This window comes from Mycobacterium sp. MUNTM1 (assembly GCF_054660795.1).
Genome location: NZ_BAAGDE010000082.1, coordinates 1 through 18063, shown reverse-complemented (window position 1 = coordinate 18063; position 18063 = coordinate 1). Strand labels below are relative to the sequence as shown.

The 18063-nt window shown below is 67.0% G+C and carries 16 protein-coding genes and 2 pseudogenes; 3 read left to right on the top strand and 15 right to left on the bottom strand.

The window, feature by feature from the left end; translation table 11 throughout:
- Positions 1 to 885 (bottom strand): LpqN/LpqT family lipoprotein (locus tag ACYQ8K_RS28140; protein ID WP_459974357.1); only part of this gene is annotated, 885 nt, incomplete at its 3' end.
- 184 nt (positions 886 to 1069) lie between these two features.
- Between ACYQ8K_RS28140 and leuS the strand changes: the two genes are divergently transcribed.
- Positions 1070 to 3973 carry a leucine--tRNA ligase gene (leuS, locus tag ACYQ8K_RS28135; RefSeq protein WP_459974355.1) on the top strand — a complete coding sequence of 968 codons (2904 nt, stop codon included), beginning with the start codon at positions 1070 to 1072 and terminating at the stop codon, positions 3971 to 3973.
- Between the two features lie 6 nt (positions 3974 to 3979).
- Here leuS and ACYQ8K_RS28130 read toward each other — a convergent pair whose 3' ends face one another.
- The 14 genes and pseudogenes from ACYQ8K_RS28130 to ACYQ8K_RS28065 form a co-directional block, all read right to left on the bottom strand.
- Entirely contained in the window at positions 3980 to 4651 is a 672-nt protein-coding gene (locus ACYQ8K_RS28130) for an SDR family oxidoreductase (protein ID WP_459974354.1), read from the bottom strand.
- 58 nt (positions 4652 to 4709) lie between these two features.
- Positions 4710 to 5213, bottom strand: a complete 504-nt coding sequence (locus ACYQ8K_RS28125) for a MarR family winged helix-turn-helix transcriptional regulator (RefSeq protein ID WP_459974352.1) — start codon at positions 5211 to 5213, stop codon at positions 4710 to 4712.
- A 65-nt stretch (positions 5214 to 5278) separates the two neighbouring features.
- Positions 5279 to 6028: an amino acid ABC transporter ATP-binding protein gene (locus ACYQ8K_RS28120; RefSeq protein ID WP_459974350.1), complete on the bottom strand. Its 750-nt coding sequence runs from the start codon at positions 6026 to 6028 to the stop codon at positions 5279 to 5281.
- Positions 6025 to 7839 carry an ABC transporter substrate-binding protein/permease gene (locus tag ACYQ8K_RS28115; RefSeq protein ID WP_459974348.1) on the bottom strand — a complete coding sequence of 605 codons (1815 nt, stop codon included), beginning with the start codon at positions 7837 to 7839 and terminating at the stop codon, positions 6025 to 6027. Before ACYQ8K_RS28115 ends, ACYQ8K_RS28120 begins: the two co-directional genes overlap by 4 nt.
- Before the next feature lie 49 nt (positions 7840 to 7888).
- Positions 7889 to 8629, bottom strand: coding sequence for a GntR family transcriptional regulator (locus ACYQ8K_RS28110; RefSeq protein ID WP_459974346.1), 741 nt, complete (start codon positions 8627 to 8629; stop codon positions 7889 to 7891).
- Between the two features lie 116 nt (positions 8630 to 8745).
- Positions 8746 to 9558 carry an LLM class F420-dependent oxidoreductase gene (locus tag ACYQ8K_RS28105; RefSeq protein ID WP_459974344.1) on the bottom strand — a complete coding sequence of 271 codons (813 nt, stop codon included), beginning with the start codon at positions 9556 to 9558 and terminating at the stop codon, positions 8746 to 8748.
- Between the two features lie 15 nt (positions 9559 to 9573).
- Complete coding sequence (locus ACYQ8K_RS28100) at positions 9574 to 10488, bottom strand: alpha/beta fold hydrolase (RefSeq protein WP_459974342.1); 915 nt, start codon at positions 10486 to 10488, stop codon at positions 9574 to 9576.
- A gap of 34 nt (positions 10489 to 10522) precedes the next feature.
- Positions 10523 to 11737, bottom strand: coding sequence for a DUF1214 domain-containing protein (locus ACYQ8K_RS28095; protein ID WP_459974340.1), 1215 nt, complete (start codon positions 11735 to 11737; stop codon positions 10523 to 10525).
- Positions 11734 to 12537, bottom strand: coding sequence for a sugar phosphate isomerase/epimerase family protein (locus ACYQ8K_RS28090; protein ID WP_459974338.1), 804 nt, complete (start codon positions 12535 to 12537; stop codon positions 11734 to 11736). Before ACYQ8K_RS28090 ends, ACYQ8K_RS28095 begins: the two co-directional genes overlap by 4 nt.
- 1 nt (position 12538) lies before the next feature.
- Complete coding sequence (locus ACYQ8K_RS28085) at positions 12539 to 13708, bottom strand: sulfotransferase family protein (RefSeq protein WP_459974336.1); 1170 nt, start codon at positions 13706 to 13708, stop codon at positions 12539 to 12541.
- A complete protein-coding gene (locus ACYQ8K_RS28080) occupies positions 13705 to 14832 on the bottom strand; it encodes an LLM class flavin-dependent oxidoreductase (protein WP_459974334.1) in 1128 nt (375 codons plus the stop codon). The genes ACYQ8K_RS28085 and ACYQ8K_RS28080 overlap by 4 nt, the downstream gene beginning before the upstream one ends.
- A 197-nt stretch (positions 14833 to 15029) precedes the next feature.
- Positions 15030 to 16130, bottom strand: coding sequence for an inositol-3-phosphate synthase (locus ACYQ8K_RS28075; protein WP_459974332.1), 1101 nt, complete (start codon positions 16128 to 16130; stop codon positions 15030 to 15032).
- Between the two features lie 56 nt (positions 16131 to 16186).
- Complete coding sequence (locus ACYQ8K_RS28070; RefSeq protein ID WP_459974330.1) at positions 16187 to 16729, bottom strand: PadR family transcriptional regulator; 543 nt, start codon at positions 16727 to 16729, stop codon at positions 16187 to 16189.
- 148 nt (positions 16730 to 16877) lie between these two features.
- Positions 16878 to 17105: pseudogene (locus tag ACYQ8K_RS28065) on the bottom strand (hypothetical protein); the annotation flags it as partial.
- Between the two features lie 120 nt (positions 17106 to 17225).
- On the opposite strand from ACYQ8K_RS28065, the gene ACYQ8K_RS28060 reads away from it, so the two are divergent.
- Both ACYQ8K_RS28060 and ACYQ8K_RS28055 read left to right on the top strand, forming a co-directional pair.
- Positions 17226 to 17660: a DUF5318 family protein gene (locus ACYQ8K_RS28060; protein ID WP_459974328.1), complete on the top strand. Its 435-nt coding sequence runs from the start codon at positions 17226 to 17228 to the stop codon at positions 17658 to 17660.
- Positions 17653 to 18063, top strand: a pseudogene (locus tag ACYQ8K_RS28055) (penicillin-binding protein); the annotation flags it as partial. The gene ACYQ8K_RS28060 and the pseudogene ACYQ8K_RS28055, both read left to right, overlap by 8 nt.

Here is an 18063-nt window from a genome sequence, read left to right as displayed (position 1 = left end):
CAGCCCGACCGGAGACGCGGCGGGGGCCTGGGCCGGTGCCGGGGCGGCCGTGCCGGGGGCGCTCACGCGGAATCCGTTGATGATCGCGTCGGTGGCCGGGGCGTCGGCGACGCTCACCGCGCGATCGGTGGTCACCGACAGCGACACGAGGTATTTGTCGTGTCCCGAGGTGGCGATGACGTGACGCCGCGACGTGTTGAGCGTCAGGTCACCGTCGCGGTAGGTGCCTTCGACGATCGACGACGGGAAGCCGCCGAAATCGGTCATCGCGGCGTTGGTGGGTTGCCATGCCAGCAGCTTCTGGCTGTCCACGTAGCCATGGGTGATGGCCTCTTTCGGGTCGAAGTTGCCGACCAGTTTGTACACCACGACCTGCGCATTCGACGAATAAATGCTGCTGCCGTGCCGGTCGGCGATCACCGCGAACGCATCGGGCACGTTGGGATCAGGCACCTGGGTCCAGCGCGCGGGCACCGGCAGGGTGATGTCGAGTGCCTTGAAGCCCTCCGGCTTCTGCGCCTCGAGCTTCACGCCCTTCGACTGCAGGAATTCGCGGATGGTCCCGGATGTCGCGGGCGCGGGAGCCGGAGCGGGAGCCGGCGGGGTGACCGCGGCCGGCGCCGCGGTTCCCGGCGCGGTGGCGGTCGCCGGCGGAACGACCTGGTTGCCGGCCGGCGGGGCCGCCAGGTATCTGCTCGGCGGCACCAGCTCGGGCCCGAGGTTCTGCAAATTCTGCGGCGCCGGCACGGGGACCGCGGGGACGGGTGCCGGCGCCGGGGGCACCGGGTCTGCCGATGCCGTGCCGCCCGCAACAACCGCCAGGCCCATCAGGCCAGCGACCATACCGCCGAGAAGTGCCCGGTGGACGGGGACGATCTCAATCATCTGCGTCGGTCCTTCCAAAGGCGTCAGTACCAGAAGCCGTCGATAGTGGCTGACTGTAACTAGAGGTCAAAGGCGGTGAACAGGCTCGAAACACACCTGGGATGAACCTCTGATCGGCGCGCAACGGAACCGAGACCAACCTGTGGCCGGGGGCGCGTCGTGTCGGCCCTTATACCCTGTTCAGGTGACCGACTCCCCGACCGCTTCGCCGGCAAGCAGTTCTGGCGCCGCCGTGCCCGACTCTGATGCGCCGCCGCATCGCTACACCGCGGCGCTGGCGGGCCGCATCGAGAGCGCGTGGCAGGAGAAATGGGCGAAGCTCGGGACGTTCAACGTGCCCAACCCGGTCGGTTCGCTGGCTCCGGCAGACGGGGCCCCGGTCCCCGACGACAAATTGTTCGTGCAGGACATGTTTCCCTACCCGTCGGGGGAGGGGCTGCATGTCGGGCACCCGCTGGGCTACATCGCGACGGACGTATACGCCCGCTATTTCCGGATGACGGGCCGTAACGTGTTGCACGCGTTGGGGTTTGACGCCTTCGGGCTGCCCGCCGAGCAGTACGCGGTACAGACCGGCACCCACCCGCGCACCCGGACCGAGGCCAACGTCGTCAATTTCAAGCGCCAGCTGGGACGGTTGGGCCTCGCCCATGACAGCCGGCGCAGCTTCTCCACCACCGACGTCGAGTTCTACAAGTGGACCCAGTGGATCTTCCTGCAGATCTACAACGCCTGGTTCGACACCGCCGCCAACAAGGCCCGCCCCATCGCCGAGCTGGTCGCCGAATTTGAGTCCGGTGCGCGCGGCCTCGAGGACGGGCGGGACTGGGCGGGGCTGTCGGCGGGGGAGCGGGCCGATGTGATCGACGGCCACCGGTTGGTCTACCGGGCCGACTCGATGGTGAATTGGTGTCCCGGCCTGGGCACCGTACTGGCCAACGAAGAGGTGACCGCCGACGGCCGCAGCGACCGCGGCAACTTCCCGGTGTTCCGGAAAAGGTTGCGGCAGTGGATGATGCGGATCACCGCCTACTCCGATCGGCTTCTCGACGATCTCGACGTGCTGGACTGGCCCGAACCGGTCAAGACCATGCAGCGCAACTGGATCGGCCGGTCCACCGGCGCCAAAGCGCTTTTCGCGGCCAATCGGCGCGATGGCGAGACGGTCGACATCGAGGTGTTCACCACCCGGCCCGACACGCTGTTCGGTGCCACCTACTTGGTCCTGGCGCCCGAGCACGACCTGGTCGACGAGCTGGTGGCGAGCGCCTGGCCGGACGGCACCGACGCGCGCTGGACGTACGGCGCCGCGGCGCCGGGTGAGGCCGTCGCCGCCTACCGGCAGGCGATCGGGTCGAAGTCCGACCTCGAGCGCCAGGAGAGCAAGGCCAAGACCGGCGTCTTCCTGGGTAGTTATGCGACAAATCCCACCAACGGAAAGCCGGTGCCGATCTTCATCGCCGACTACGTGCTGGCCGGGTATGGCACCGGCGCGATCATGGCGGTCCCCGGCCACGACCAGCGCGACTGGGACTTCGCCCATGAGTTCGGCCTGCCGATCGTGGAAGTCATTGCCGGCGGCGACATTTCGGAATCCGCCTATGCCGGCGACGGGGTGCTGGTCAACTCCGGCTACCTCGACGGGTTGGACGTCGCCGCGGCCAAGGAAAAGATCACCGCCCGGCTGGAGGCCGAGGGCCGTGGCTCGGCGCGCATCGAATTCAAGTTGCGCGATTGGCTTTTCGCGCGCCAGCGGTACTGGGGCGAGCCGTTCCCCATCGTCTACGACGCCGACGGGCGCGCGCATGCGCTCGACGATGCCGCACTGCCTGTCGAGCTCCCCGACGTCCCGGACTACTCACCGGTGCTGTTCGATCCCGACGACGCCGACAGCGAACCGTCACCGCCGCTGGCCAAGGCGACGGAGTGGGTACACGTCGAGCTGGATCTCGGCGACGGTCTCAAGCCCTACAGCCGGGACACCAACGTGATGCCCCAATGGGCCGGCAGCTCCTGGTATGAACTGCGCTACACAGATCCGCATAACTCGGAACGGTTCGCCGCCTTGGAGAATGAGGCCTACTGGATGGGGCCGCGGCCGGCCGAGCATGGGCCGCAGGATCCCGGTGGCGTCGACTTGTATGTCGGTGGCGCCGAACACGCCGTGCTGCATCTGCTGTACGCGCGGTTCTGGCACAAGGTCCTCTACGACCTGGGTCACGTGAGCTCCCGGGAGCCCTATCGCCGGCTGGTCAACCAGGGCTACATCCAGGCCTTCGCCTACACCGACGCGCGCGGCTCGTACGTGCCGGCCGAGGAAGTCGTCGAACGCGACGGTGGCTTCGTCTACCCCGGACCCGGGGGAGAGGTAGAGGTCTTCCAAGAGTTCGGGAAAATCGGTAAGAGCCTGAAGAATTCGATCTCACCCGACGAAATCTGCGACGACTACGGCGCCGACACGCTGCGGGTCTACGAGATGTCGATGGGCCCGCTGGAGGCATCCCGGCCCTGGGCGACCAAGGACGTCGTCGGAGCCCACCGCTTCCTGCAGCGCGTATGGCGTTTGGTGGTCGACGAGCAGACCGGCGACACCCGCGTGGTCGACGGACCCGAGTTGGCAACCGCCACGCTGCGAGCGTTGCATCGCACCGTCGCCGGAGTCGCGGAAGACTATGCGGCACTGCGCAACAACACCGCCGCGGCCAAGCTGATCGAATACACCAACCATCTCACCAAGGAGCACCGCGACGCGGTGCCCCGCGCGGCGGTCGAGCCGCTGGTGCTGATGCTGGCGCCCCTGGCCCCGCATATGGCCGAGGAGTTGTGGCTGCGACTGGGCCACCAGACCCCGCTCGCGCACGGCCCCTTCCCGGTCGCCGACCCCGCCTATCTGGTCGACGACACGGTGGAATACCCCGTGCAGGTGAACGGCAAGGTGCGCGGCCGGGTGTTGGTGGCCGCCGACGCCGATCAGGACACCCTGAAGGCCGCCGCGCTCGCCGACGAAAAGGTCCAGGCGTTTCTGGCGGGCGCCAACCCACGCAAGGTGATCGTGGTCCCCGGCCGGCTGGTCAACCTGGTCGTCTAACGCCGCCTAACGTCCGGCGGGCCGCAGCACCACCTCGTGCAGGTGACCGTCGCGCGGGGTGGCCACCGCATGGGCGACCGCGGCCGCGACCGTTTCCGGCTTCAAAAAGTTGGCGGAGTCATACGTGCCGCCCTCGAACTCGATGAGCTCTCGCTGCATGTCGCTGTCGGTCCGTCCCGGATAGACCGTCGTCACCCGCAACTCCGGTTCGTCGCTGCGCAGCGAGTCCGCGAAGGCGCGCAGTGCGAACTTGCTGGACGAATAGGAGGCCATATCCCGCGAAGCGGTGCGCCCGGCACCGGAATTGATGAACACCACCTGGCCGCGCGCCTGGCGCAGCGCCGGCAACAGCGCCAGCGTAAGTTCCACCGGTCCAAAGACGTTCACGGCGAAGGTGGCGCGCCACTCGTCGACGTTCGAGTCGGCGACGCTGCCGGGGATGGCCAACCCCGCGTTGTGCACGAGCACGTCGAGCTCGTCCACAATTTCGCAGGCGGCTTCGATATCGCCGGAGTCGGTGAGGTCGAGGGGAAACGTGGTGGCGCCGAGCCGCTCCGCGACCGCGTCGAGCCGATCGGAGGGCCGGCCCGCCAGCAGCAGGGTGTGTGTGGGTGCCAGCGCTGCGGCGATGGCCGATCCGATACCGCCGCCGGCGCCGGTGATGAGTGCATTGGGCATGCCCTTCAGTTTACCGGCGCCGCAAATTCAAACGAAAAGCGTTGGTGGACGGTTCTTTTCAGGCTTCCTTGCGCGCGGGTGGCACGCCGGCGGGCCCGGACGTCGGGTCACCGGAGGCCAGCCGCTCCAGCGGAGCCAGTGCCTGCATCAGCGTGTTGAGGTCGGCCGCCGGGAGCTGGCTGAGCATCGCGGCCAGCGAGGCGCGCCGATTGGCCAGCGATTCACCGTGCACGGCCCGCCCCCGCGGGGTGATGTCCACGAGCACCGCACGCAGGTCGGACGGATCCCGGGAACGCTTGACCAGCCCCACCTTCTCCAGGCGCCGGATCGCCACCGTCGTGGTGGGAGTCCGCACCCGTTCGTGTGCGGCGAGATCGGTCATCCGGATCGGGCCCTGGTCGAGCAGCGTGACCAGGATCGACAATTGCGCCAGGGTCAGCTCCCCGGCCGCCGCGCCGCTGGGGTCACCCCGCCGGAGGATCGCGAACAATTTGGACAGCGCTCGGTGCAAACCCTCGGCGAGCTCGGCTACGTCGGCCGGGTTCGATTCGCTGTCCGCCATAAATCGGGAGTCTATCCCGATATGAGGTGCTTACAAGGGAGCTATTGCCCACCAGTTAGTGGAGATCAAAGCACTTGAGACAAAAACCGCTGCAGCCGTTCGGTCTGCGCGGCATCGAATATCTGCTCGGGAGGGCCCGATTCCACGACCTTGCCGTGATCCATAAACACCACGGCGTCGGATGCCGACCGCGCGAAACCCATTTCGTGGGTTACCACAACCATTGTCATGCCATCGGCGCCGAGGTCGGCAATGAGTTGCAGTATTCCCTTGACCATTTCGGGATCCAGCGCCGAGGTCGCCTCGTCGAAAAACATCACCTGCGGCGCCATGGCCAGCGCGCGGGCGATCGCCACCCGCTGCTGTTGCCCGCCGGACAGCATGCTGGGGCGGGCACCGGCCTTGTGCTTCAGGCCAACTCGATCCAGCTGCGTCATCGCCAGGTCGCGGGCCTCGTCGGCCGGCAGACGCCGCAACTTTCGAGGTGCCATCGCCACGTTGGCCAGGACGCTGAGGTGTGGAAAGAGATTGAAATGCTGGAACACCATCCCGATGCGCTGGCGCAACTCGTCGGGATCGTCGCGCAGCACCGATCGCCCATCCAGCAGAATGTCGCCACTGTCGGGCTCATACAAGCGGTTCAGGGTGCGCAGCAGTGTCGACTTACCCGAACCGGACGGCCCGATGATCGCCGTGGTGCTGCCCGCGGGCGCCTCGATATCGACGCCGCGCAACACCTTGCTTCCGCCCAGGGTTTGGTGAACGTCCTTGGCCGCCAGTGAAACTGACGCACGCCCGTGGATGCTGGAAGTCACGTGATCTCCTGGCCGAACGTCGTCGAGAGCAGATCGGCGTCGTCCTCCGGCGCGGCGGCGCGGCGGCCCCGCCGGAGCCGGGTGTCGATGTAATTCACCAAATGCGTTAGCGGGATGGTCAATAGCAGGTAGAAGAGACCCGCGGCCACCAACGGCGACAGGCTGCCGGTCTGCGCGTTGAGGTCCCGTCCCACCTGAAACAGCTCTCGTTGATCGGCGATCAGGCCGAGGAAATAGACCAGCGCGGAGGCCTTCAACAGCCCGATGGCCTGATTGACCAGGGCGGGCAGCACGCGGCGAATGCCCTGCGGCACCACCACCAACCGCATCGCGGTGACGTAGCTGAAGCCCAGGGCCCGGGACGCTTCCAGTTGTCCGGGGTCGACGCTTTGAATGCCGGAGCGCAGGATCTCGCCGATGTAGGCGGCGGCCATCAATCCCAGCGCGGCGATGCCGAGCGGGTAGGGGTTCTTGTTGGTCAGCCCGCTGACCAACGGGCCGATGCCCATCCCGATCAGCAAGATGATAACCACTTCGGGCAAGCCCCGGAAGATGTCGGTGTACACCCGGGCCGGCCAGCGCAGCCAGCGCCGGTGTGAGATCCCGGCCATCGCCAACACCATCCCGAACGCCAGGCCGATCACCAGGGCGCTGTTGGTCAGGATCAACGTGTTCGGCAGACCGGTGGTGAACAGCATGGGAATCGCCTGCCGGTACATATCCCAGTCGAAGAACGACTCACCCAACTGGGCCAGTGGAGATTTCGGGGCAGGCGGCCCCGCGGCCGAGCGGTGTTGTTTCGCGATCGCCGCGAAGTCCGGCAGCTTGGGCACGGGCGCCGCCTTGGAGCCAGGTTTCCATCCGGGCGGCACCGTCCGCGGTACCCATTGGCTGTACAGGTGCGCCCAGGTGCCGTCGGCGATGACGGCGTCCAGCCCGGAATTGAGCGCGTCGATCAACGGCTTGTTGCCCTTGGCGACCGCATAGGCCACGAAATTGCCTGGGCTGTAAGTATTCGCGGTCACCACCGCCGGATCGCCCGGGCGAATGACGGTCGCGGCAAGGGTCCCCGGCGCCACCCACGCGTCGATCTGGCGGGACTTCAGGCTGGCGTACAAGGTGGCGAAGCCCGGATATTTCACGGGTTGCAGATGCAACACGTCGACGACGTACGACTCCTCGACGGTGCCTTGCACGACGCCGATCCGCTGGCCGGCGGCGAGGTCGCCGAATTTGTGGATGGCCGAACCGGGCGGGACCACCAGCGAATAGAACCCGAAGTCGTAGCCGTTGGTGAAAGAGACGGTGTGCCGGCGGGCGTCGGTCGCTTTCACCGCTGCCGAGCCGACGTCGAAGCGCCGGGACGCCACCTGGGCGAGCAGCGCGGAAAAGTCGGTGCTGACGAAGCGGACCTGCAGGCCCAGCTTGTCGGCGATGGCGCGCAGCAATTGGTTGTCGAAGCCGCTGAATTCGCCGGTGGGATTGATGCAGATGTTGGGTGGGGCATCGGACAGCGTGCCGACGGTCAGGACACCCGGCACGCCGAGGCCTAGGGCGTTGACGTCGACCGCGTCGAGTGGCTCGACCGACGCCGTGGTGTCCCGGTCGTCCTCGCCGGTGGTCGGGCTCTCGGTGAGGTCTTTGGGCAGGGTCCGCGCGCTGTCCACGCCGGCCGGCGCGCATTGATTCCAGTCGGCGGCCGCCGGCGCGATTGGGCCACCCAGCACCAGGCCGCACATCATAACGAGTGTCGCGGCCAGGCCGAATGCCCTTCCGCGGCGCTCGGTGTGCCGGCCCACGCGCGAACTCATCAGTGTCACCGTAACGACTGAACGGCGACGCGGCCCGCTCAGCGTCGGTTCACAGCACCAGCGATGCTCCGTCGCAGATGGTGTCCGCGTCGGCGACCACCCGCAGCGGGCCGGGAACGACCCGACCGACGTCGTCGGGCGGGGTGAAGACCCGTCGCCGGAACAGTTCGGCCAGCATGGTCTGCGCCATCAGGTAGGAGCGGTCGACGCACGCGGCCCGCGCGGCTTCGGGGTCGCGGCGCTGTATCGCCGCGGTCTCGTCTTCATAGAACGGCAGCATCTCGTCGCGCCCGCTCTGATACGTCGTCCAGAACAGGCGGGGGATGAGATTCTGCGAGGCGCGGATCGTGGCATGTAGCCGCGGGCCGGCGTACTCCTCGTTGACGGTGCGCCGATATTCGGCCGCGATGTCGGTGAAGGCGCGCGAATCCTTCGCGGTGCGCAGCGAGCGCATCAGGGTGTCGAGCTGTCCCAGGATCCTCGGCGTCGGACTGGTCGCCGCGCGTGCGGACGCAATGCCATTCAGCATTCCGTCGAGCTCGTGGTGTTCGAGGACGGTCGCCTCATCGAACCTCTCGACGAATGCGCCGCGGTGATAACGGGTGGACACAATGCCGTCGTGTTCGAGTTGCACCAGTGCCTCTTGAATGGGCACCCGGCTTACTCCCAAGCCCAGCGCAATTTCATTGCGGTCGACGCGGTCCCCAGTGCGCAGCTTCCCGGTCAACAAGAGGTGGAGGATGTGCGAAACAACCAGGTCTTTTTCTTTGACCCCGTATTTCTTCGGCATCTTTTTGTTTCAGTCTCTTTCGCACCCGGTTCGGCCATCTAGCGGTGAGAGTTTCTCACGAATTGATGCGCGCGTTTAGGTGTTTGGCCGATGAACCTGAATACGGCTCGGCCGGTTTAGCGGCTGTCGCGCCACGTGCATAGCGCTTCAGCGGCGGTCAGGTCGTAATCCGGGCCATTCACGCCGACGGTCAGCAGCGTCACGCCCAGGGCGGTGAGGCCTTCCGCGTTGGCGATCAGCCCGTCGAGGCCCTCGCCGCGGCGCACACCGCTGTTGTTCTCGACGCCGGCTGACCTCTCGATCGTGGACGGGTCGCGCCCGACGGCGGCGCAATGTTCCTCCAGGACGGCCGCGGCCGCCGGATAGGTTTCGACGGTGGTGAAGCCGTGCCAGATGTCGCCGTATTCGGCGACCATGCGCAATGTCTTCCGCGGCCCCTTGCCGCCGATCAGGATCGGGATGTCGCGGGTGGGAGCCGGGTTCAGTTTGGCCAGCCGCGCGTTGATCCGGGGGAGTGCCCCCGCCAGGTCATCCAGGCGGCTGCCGGCGGTGCCGAATTCGTAGCCGTACTCGTCGTAGTCCTTTTGTTTCCAACCCGAACCGATGCCGAGGATGAGCCGGCCGTCGGAAATGTGGTCGACGGTGCGGGCCATATCGGCCAACAGCTCTGGATTGCGGTAGGAGTTGCACGTGACGAGCGCGCCGATCTGAATGCGCGACGTCTGCTCGGCCCAGGCCCCGAGCATCGTCCAGCATTCGAAATGCGCACCGTCGGGATCGCCGTAGAGCGGGAAGAAGTGATCCCAGTTGAAGGCGATGTCGACACCGATGTCCTCGCAGCGGCGGACGGCGTCGCGGATCTGGCCGTACTGCGGCGCGTGTTGCGGCTGCAGCTGGACGCCGATACGGATTCCGAACTCAGGGCTCATCACCCCACCGTAGGCTCAGCGCGCGTCGAGCACCCCACGCAGGATGTCGATCAGCGCGCGCGGCTGGTCGCTTTGCACGGAGTGCCCCGAGTTCTCCACGACGTGTGCGGAGCGGAAATGCTTTGCGCGACGGGCCAGCTCGGCCGCGTCGTCATCGCTGACGAAGCCCGACGTGCCACCGCGCACCAGCGTCACGGGTGCGAGCAAGGCGTCGACGTCGTCCCACAGGCCGGCGAAGTCGGGAAAAGTGCGGATGGCGTCATAGCGCCACGTCCACTGGCCGCTCTCCAGCTTGCGCGAGTTGTGGAACACCCCGCGGCGCAGAGCCTTCACCTCACGGTGCGGCGCCGCGGCGACCGTCAAGTCGAGCATGGCCTGGAAGCTGGGAAATTCGCGTTCCCCGTGCATCAGGGCCACGGTGCCCTGCTGCTCCTTGGTCATCTCGGAATGCCGTTGCAGCGCCGACGGAGTGACGTCGATCAGTACCAGTTCTTTGACCAGTTCGGGTGCCACCGCGCCCAGCCGGATCGCGGTCAATCCGCCCAGCGACATGCCGACGACGAGGTCGGCCGACGCGGCGTGTTCGCGCAGGATCGGCAGCAAGGTGTCGGCGTTGTGCTGGGGCGAGTAGTCGCCGTCCTCGCGCCAGGCGGAGTGGCCGTGGCCGGGAAGGTCGACCGCCAGCGCGGGTTCACCGAGGCCGACGACGATGGTGTCCCAGGTGTGCGCGTTCTGGCCGCCGCCGTGCACGAACACGATCCGTGGGGGAGTGCTGCCCCAGCGCAGGGCGCTGATCTTGCTTTCGCCCGCGCCGGACTCGACGCGTTCGCCGTCAGGCAGGGGACCGGAGACTCCGGCCTGCTCGGCGTTTTCGGCCAGCAGCGAGAATTCGGACAGCCCGGCCAGTTCGTCTTCGGAGATCTCGGTCACGATCTTTGACACTAGCTCTGGCGCCACCACCGGCCTATAGGACGTAGCGGCGGCGAACACCGTCGAAGCGCTGCCACATCGCGGCGGTACGCTCCGGCGCGCTCACCATGGCGGTCTCTTCGGGCAGGGCGCTCGGCAGTTCGTCGTGGTTGACCACCCGGGTGTCCAGCAGCGCGGGCTCACCCTCGAGCATGTGCCGGTAGGTCAGATTGCCACGTTCGAAGCCCTGGGTGTCCAGCCAGTTGTGCACGCCTGGATCATGGTGAGCCATAACCAGGCGGATGCGGCCGTCGTGGTCGACCTTGGTGCGGCTCGGCGTGTAGCTCACCGGGCGGTACAGGTAGTCCATGCTGTTGAAGAAGACGCCCATGTTGGTGAACATCCACAGCCCGTCGTGGGCGTCGAACTCGACGATCAGGGCCTCGTCGGCCGCCAGCTCCCAGTACATGTTGGCCGCGGCCCGGCCGCGTTTGTTGTCGGCGTCGGTGGCGCCGACGCGGGGGAACGTGTTGGGATGCTCGGCGTCGACACCGCCGTAGTTGAAGGGGAATTCGGGCCAATCGGACATCAAGCCGGTGACGAAGTCACCGGCCCACCGCATCGCGTCGACCATGTCGCTGGGGGTGGGCAACGGCTTGGGGGACGCCATGTCGATGCGTTCGATGCGCAACTGCGCCGGCGACTCGTCCCAGCGGTCAAACCCCTGGCGGATGAACAATTTTCGGGACTCCGGCGTGGTGGGCAGCCAGTTCGGCCCCCGTTCGCGGCCTCCGACGTAAAGCTCGAATTGCCCGTCTTCGCCGACATCAAGCTGGTGGCCGAGCAGGTTGGCCTCCGGTGTGTCGCCGAACGGCTCATGCAGGACGCCCGGGCCGGGCGTGCGCCGTCCCTGCACCGTGACGTTGAAAAAGCGCGAGGTGCCCCGGGTGCCGGTGAGGCGGTAGGTGGAGCGCCCGTCGATCCAGGCCTGTTGATAGGTGAAGTCGGCGCAGTCCCCGCCGAGTTTGCGGGTGGGACCGCAGAAGGCATGCAGCACCGGGTAGCCGGTGTCGCGGGTCTCGAGCGCCAGATCGAAGGCTTGGCCCAGGTTTTGGGTGAGAAATCGGTAGGCGTCGGCACGCTGTGATGCGGCGGCAGGGTTGGCATCTTTGAACACCTGACGGCCCGCGCGCTCCAGCTGGGTACAGAATTCGGCCCACGCCGAGTGCAGTGCCGCGTCGTCCGGTCCGTCGCCGAAACCCATTGTCATGCACCCAATCTGTTCAGCAGCGCGCCGACGACGTCGCAGGCGCGGCGCGCGGCCTGCAGGCGGCCCTCCGCGTCGATGCGTGGCCCGATCAGTTCCAGGTCGAATCCGTGCGCGTAACCACCGGCAAGGGCCTGGGCGAGGAACGCTTCGAGCGGGATCGCACCGTCGCCGGGCACCGCGCGACCCGGAAGCGCACGGTCACCCAGCACGTAGTCGCTGAGCTGGATGAGCTCGGTGCGCGGCAATGCCCGCTGCACCATCGCTTCGAAATCGCCCTCCGCCCAGCAGTGGAACAGCTCGATACAGATTCCGAGCCCGCTCATCTCGGCCAGTGTGACGGTATCGCGCAGGGTGTGTGCGAAATGAATGTCGGCATAGAGGCTCGACGCATTCTCGATCGCCAGCGCCACCCCCGCCCGCCTCGCGTGCCCGACGCAGGGGGCGATGGTGGCGGTGAAGCGGTCGGCGGCCTGCGCCCAGGTCAGTGCGCCCCGGCCGCCGGTGAGCAGGTAGACCACCCGCGCGCCCACCGCGGCCGCGGCATCGATCACCGCCAGCAGCGCATCGCGCGCCGCGGTCCCAGGTGCGTCGAGTCGGCCACCGCCGAAGATGTGGCACACGGCCTCCACGCTGTAGGTATTGCGCTGCAACAGTTTTGGAAACTGGGGGTCGAGCAGCTCGCTGTCCAAGACGCTGAGCCGCGACACGCCGAGGGCCGCCCAATGCCGTTCCAGCTCGGCCAGCGGTGCGCCGAAAAACGTGACGTCGTGGACCGACAGGCGTTTGTGCGGTGGCGTCACGTCAGCCCCGGGTTTCAATCTCGACACCGAATCGTTCACGGAATGGTTGGAATTCGGCGTGCAGCGCGTCGAGGTCTTCGCCGATGTCGATCAGCAGCTGGGTGGAGTAGCGGAACTTGCCGTAGCGGTCCCCGCGGTTGTTGGCCAGGTAGTCGCGCATCGCCGATTCGGCCTCGGGCGTGAGTTTGCGCCCGGCGAAGTCGTAATACCGCCGGACCGTGGCGATTTGATCGGCGACGAAGTCGGTATAGCGGATGTGCAGGATGCGCGGATCGTCGACCATCGGGTTGCTCATGGTGTTGGCGACGCCGTCGCGCGTCAACGCCAGATGCATCTTCGCCAGGGCGTGCAGGTCGACGGGCCCGACCATGCCTTCGGCGATGTCGGCCATCATCATCGCGCGCGAGGCCGCGACCTGCACCGGGTCGCGGTGCAGCCAGACCAACGTGGCATCGGGGTAGGCGTCGAACATCTCCTTGAGCCGGAATCCGTGGAACCCCTTCAGCACCCAGTATTTTCGAGGGCGTTGGAATTGCAATTGTTGCAGCATGGCCTTGTGCAGCCGGTACTGCGCGGCCGGTTCGGTGGCCAGGCCGCCGACCAGCGACTGCATGGGCACCCGCCACCACGCGGTCGGCGTCATCACCCGGAAGTCGAACGCCCAGGTGCGCTCGTCTTCGGGGAGTCCGTCGCCCAGCATGTCGTTGTAGGGGTGGCTGTGCAGCCACTTCGGCATCTTGGCGTTGATCTCGCGCCAGTCCGCGTCGGCGCGCGCCCGGCGGTCGTCATCGGGTGCGGCCAGCCCCGGCGGTGGGGACGGATACATCACCTCCCAGAATCGCAGCGCGCGGGCGTGTGGGTCGACGGACATCAGGGCGTGCATCAGCGTTGTCCCCGAACGGGGTTCGCCGGTGACGAACATCGGCGATTCGATGATCTCGGCACCGATCGGGTAGCGGTGGCGGTCTTCGATGAGCTCAAGGCGCGACGTCAGCAGCCAGCGGCACACCTGCGCGGCTTCGAAGCGGCCATCGGCATCCAGTCCCAGGCCGTTGAGGTGGTCGACGGCGACGGCGAAGCGCTCGGGCAGGGTGGGATCGCCGTAGTCGCGCAGCCCGGTCTCCGCCTCGGCGGCGGCGAGCATCTCCGCGGCGTCCAAACGCGTTGTCACGTCAGGTCTCCGCACAGCCGCATCAGTTCGTCCTCGGCCGCGCGGACATTGGCCGCCGAAGCCTGCGCGTATTGCACGCCCGCCATGGCGCCGTAGTCGAGGATCTTGGGCACGCGCAGGCCCGCGTCGACGTATGTCTTGACGATCTTGGCGACTTCTTTCGGCGTGCCATGCGGTACGACGGCGAGCACCATCTCGGGTCGCACGTTGTCCAGAAATTCCACGATCCGCTCGCGGGTGAGCACGGCCGGGTCGATGTCCTGGAATCCGCGCCAGCCCTCGCCCATCGGGTGGGCGAATCCGAAGTCGTGCAACGTCTTTGCGGAGACCTGCAGCAGAAAGGCCTTCACCAGCGGAGCCCGCAGGATCTCGGCGAGGGCGCCGTCGTCCGCACCGATCAGGCACACCTGGATGAAGCAGGGGGTGATCGCCATCGGGTCGCGGCCGGCGCGGTCCGCGGATGCCCTTACCGCGGCGAGCATCTGGGCGTAGTGCTCGGGTGTCCAGGCGCCCGCCGGCCACCACCCGTCGGCGTAGCGGCCCGCGATGTCGAGCATTCGTGGGCCGCTGGCGCCGATCCAGATCGGGGGCACCCGGCCCTCGTACGGTTCGGTGTCCAGGCGGGCATGGTGCAGCGAATAGAATTGGCCGTCGAAGTCGACCGGGCCGTCGCTGCGCCAGAGCATCTGGATCACCGCCAGCGCCTCCTCGAAACGGCTGACCGAGCGCGAGAAGTCAAAGCCGTAGGGCAGCGTGTTTTCGCTCTCGCCGCTGCCCAGCCCCAGGACGAAACGTCCCTTGGCGAGGTGATCGATGGTCAGCGCCGTCTGCGCGAGCATGGCGGGATGGCGGCGCACGGTGTCGACCACGGCGCTGACCAAAGGAACCCGCTCGGTCAGTGCGGCGGCCGCGGCCGCAACCGCGAGCCCGTCCAGGTGGCGGTGCGGCGAGGGGGAAGCGGCGGCCAGGTCGGTGAATTCGGGAGTCCAGATCGAGTCCGGCCAGAAGCTGACCATGTGATCGGGCAGCCAGATGGAGTGGTACCGGCCGCTGTCGAGTCCCGCGAGCCCGGAGAGGTCGAGGGGAAGCGTCGTTCGGAGGAACGCTGCGGGTTGAACCTTCATCAGTTAGTGATGCTAAGCGACTGCACAGCATTGTGTCGACGAATTGGGTGTGCGGTCCGGGCCTCGACTGTGCGGCCAGGGCGCGGTTGTGGCGAAACATCCGCCGTGTGCGCACACGGAAAGCCGTCAGCGCACACCCAAACGAGTAGGGGCGGAGCCGCTCGATGCGGCCCCGCCCCACACTCGGTGAAAGCGAACTACTTCGCGTCGATGATGAACTCTTCGAGCTGCGCGCGGGCGATGTCGTCGGGCAGCTGCTGCGGTGGGCTCTTCATCAGGTAGGCCGACGCCGGGATCACCGGGCCGCCGATGCCGCGGTCCTTCGCGATCTTGGCGGCGCGCACCGCGTCGATGATGACGCCCGCGGAGTTCGGCGAGTCCCAGACCTCGAGCTTGTACTCCAGGTTCAGCGGCACATCACCGAAGGCGCGGCCTTCCAGCCGCACGTAGGCCCACTTGCGGTCGTCGAGCCAGCCGACGTGATCGGACGGGCCAATGTGCACGTCGCGCGTCTTGAACTCGCGCTGCACGTTGGAGGTCACGGCCTGCGTCTTGGAGATCTTCTTGGACTCCAGCCGCTCGCGCTCGAGCATGTTGAGGAAGTCCATGTTGCCGCCGACGTTGAGCTGCATGGTGCGGTCCAGCTGCACGCCGCGGTCCTCGAACAGCTTGGCCATCACGCGGTGGGTGATCGTCGCACCGACCTGGCTCTTGATGTCGTCGCCGACGATCGGCACGCCGGCGTCGGCGAATTTCTTGGCCCACACCGGGTCCGACGCGATGAACACCGGCAGCGCGTTGACGAACGCCACGTTGGCGTCGATCGCGCACTGGGCGTAGAACTTGTCGGCCTCTTCGGAGCCCACCGGCAGGTAGGAGACCAGCACGTCGACGTCGGCCTCGCGCAGCGCCTGGACCACGTCGACGGCCTCGACGTCGGACACCTCGATGGTGTCGGCGTAGTACTTGCCGATGCCGTCGAGCGTCGGCCCGCGCTGCACCGTCACATTGGTGGGCGGCACGTCGGCGATCTTGATGGTGTTGTTCTCCGACGCGAAGATCGCCTCGGACAGGTCGAAGCCGACCTTCTTGGCGTCCACGTCGAACGCCGCGACGAACTTCACGTCGCGGACGTGGTACTGACCGAACTTCACGTGCATCAAGCCGGGCACGGTGCTGTTCGCGTCGGCGTCGTAGTAGTACTGCACGCCCTGAACCAGCGAAGACGCGCAGTTACCGACGCCGACAATGGCGACTCGTACCTCCGTCGACGCCTGCGGCGCGTTCTGCTCACTCATATGGGCGTTCTCCTAACCTCTAACCACTGACTGGGATGCTGGGTTCGTGCGGGGATTTACGTTTGCTCGGAGAGGCCGGGCATAGCCCGCTCCGCAGCAATGAGCTCGTTGAGCCACTTGACTTCGCGCTCACTGGACTCGAGCCCTAATTGATGAAGCTGACGGGTGTAGCGGTCGAACGAGCTACTGGCCCGCGCAACTGCTTCGCGCAGGCCTTCCCGTCGTTCCTCGACCTGACGGCGGCGGCCTTCCAGAATGCGCATCCGCGCCTCTGCCGGAGTCCGGTTGAAGAACGCCAGGTGTACCCCGAAGCCGTCGTCGGTGTAGTTGTGCGGACCCGTGTCGGCCACCAGCTCACCGAAGCGCCGACGGCCATCGTCGGTCAGCTGGTAGACGCGCCGGGCCCGCCGGACCGGCGTCCCGGCCGGGGCGGCATCCTCGGCGATCAACCCTTCGGCCTGCATGCGCCGCAGGGCGGGGTAGAGCGATCCGTACGAGAACGCCCGGAACGCACCGAGGAGACCGGTCAGCCGCTTGCGCAACTCGTAGCCGTGCATGGGCGACTCGATGAGGAGACCCAGGATGGCAAGCTCCAGCATCGATTCACCCCCTTTTTTGCGTGGCTGGTTACGACGGTTCGACGCCTCGCGCAATCGTATCGTCTCGATATATTAGCCACAACACCACTGACTGTTGGTTTGCCGTTCGTCACAGTGCAGGGTGTGAAATGAGCCGAGAAACCGGTTCTTACGTCGGCAAACTCATCTGCTTGACGGTGCCGTCACCGGCGAAGGTGATATGCCTGCCTCCGTAGTCGCTCGAGACATACAGCGACAGTGAGAGCGCACCCGGCGTGGTCGGGTCGGTGGCCGGCTCGATGATCAGGTACGTGGATTTCACGTCGGACGGCCGCATGTACAGCGTTTCGGGGGCGCCGCGCATGATGCCCACGGTCTTCGTCACGTCGAATTTGGCCGGGATGATCGCGGGAGTCCGAATCCGGTTTGGCGCAGAAACCACTGCCGATTGCCCGGCACGGGCCGCCACGGTTCGGTTGCGTATCACCGGTCGGGATGGCGACGTACTCTGGTGGGCGTGCGACTGCAGCGACAAGTGGTGGACTACGCGCTCCGACGGCGCTCACTGCTGGCCCAGGTGTACTCGGGCCGCACCGGTGTGTCCGAGGTTTGCGACGCGAACCCGTATCTGCTGCGCGCCGCCAAGTTTCACGGGAAACCGAGCCAGGTCATGTGCCCGATCTGCCGCAAGGAGCAGCTGACGCTGGTGTCGTGGGTGTTCGGCGAGCACCTCGGTGCGGTGTCGGGCTCGGCGCGTACGGCCGAAGAATTGGTGATACTGGCAACCCGCTTCGAGGAGTTCGCCGTCCACGTGGTTGAGGTGTGCCGGACCTGCAGCTGGAACCATCTCGTCAAGTCCTATGTGCTCGGCGCGGCGCGCACGGCACCTCCTCCGAGGGGTACCGGCCGCACGCGGACGGCGCGCAACAACGCCCGCACGGCCATTGAATAACGAAGGACGCCACGGCCAGTCGTCCGGTGACCAACGTGGGCCCGCGACTGAGCATGTAGGCAATCAGAGTGCTGACAAGCGCCCGGAGCCCGACCGTCCGGACGCCGATCGTCGCGATCCCGGACGCCGGGAAGCGCCGCCGACGATCAACCGCCGCCGTAAGGCCCCGCCCGACGATCGGCTGACCACGATCCTGCCGGCCGTCCAAGACGGCGGGGCGCCCCGGCGCTCCGACCCCATTGAGGAAGTCAAAGCCGCGCTCGCCGGACCCGCGTCGACACCCTTGCGACGCGACGCGCTCGACGAGGTCAAGGCCGCACTCGACGGCCGAGGGCCGACGTCCGGTCGACAGGAGCGGCCCGGTGTTGGCGGTGGTCCGCCGGGCGGCCCGCCCCCTCCGCCC

What these genes read in the sequence shown, in the direction of transcription:
- ACYQ8K_RS28080 (WP_459974334.1), bottom strand. Translation starts at nt 14,832, where the DNA reads ATGAAGGTTCAACCCGCAGCGTTCCTCCGAACGACGCTTCCCCTCGAC.
- ACYQ8K_RS28095 (WP_459974340.1), bottom strand. Translation starts at nt 11,737, where the DNA reads ATGACAATGGGTTTCGGCGACGGACCGGACGACGCGGCACTGCACTCG.
- ACYQ8K_RS28070 (WP_459974330.1), bottom strand. Translation starts at nt 16,729, where the DNA reads ATGCTGGAGCTTGCCATCCTGGGTCTCCTCATCGAGTCGCCCATGCAC.
- ACYQ8K_RS28075 (WP_459974332.1), bottom strand. Translation starts at nt 16,130, where the DNA reads ATGAGTGAGCAGAACGCGCCGCAGGCGTCGACGGAGGTACGAGTCGCC.
- ACYQ8K_RS28105 (WP_459974344.1), bottom strand. Translation starts at nt 9,558, where the DNA reads ATGAGCCCTGAGTTCGGAATCCGTATCGGCGTCCAGCTGCAGCCGCAA.
- ACYQ8K_RS28110 (WP_459974346.1), bottom strand. Translation starts at nt 8,629, where the DNA reads ATGCCGAAGAAATACGGGGTCAAAGAAAAAGACCTGGTTGTTTCGCAC.
- ACYQ8K_RS28130 (WP_459974354.1), bottom strand. Translation starts at nt 4,651, where the DNA reads ATGCCCAATGCACTCATCACCGGCGCCGGCGGCGGTATCGGATCGGCC.
- ACYQ8K_RS28115 (WP_459974348.1), bottom strand. Translation starts at nt 7,839, where the DNA reads ATGAGTTCGCGCGTGGGCCGGCACACCGAGCGCCGCGGAAGGGCATTC.
- ACYQ8K_RS28125 (WP_459974352.1), bottom strand. Translation starts at nt 5,213, where the DNA reads ATGGCGGACAGCGAATCGAACCCGGCCGACGTAGCCGAGCTCGCCGAG.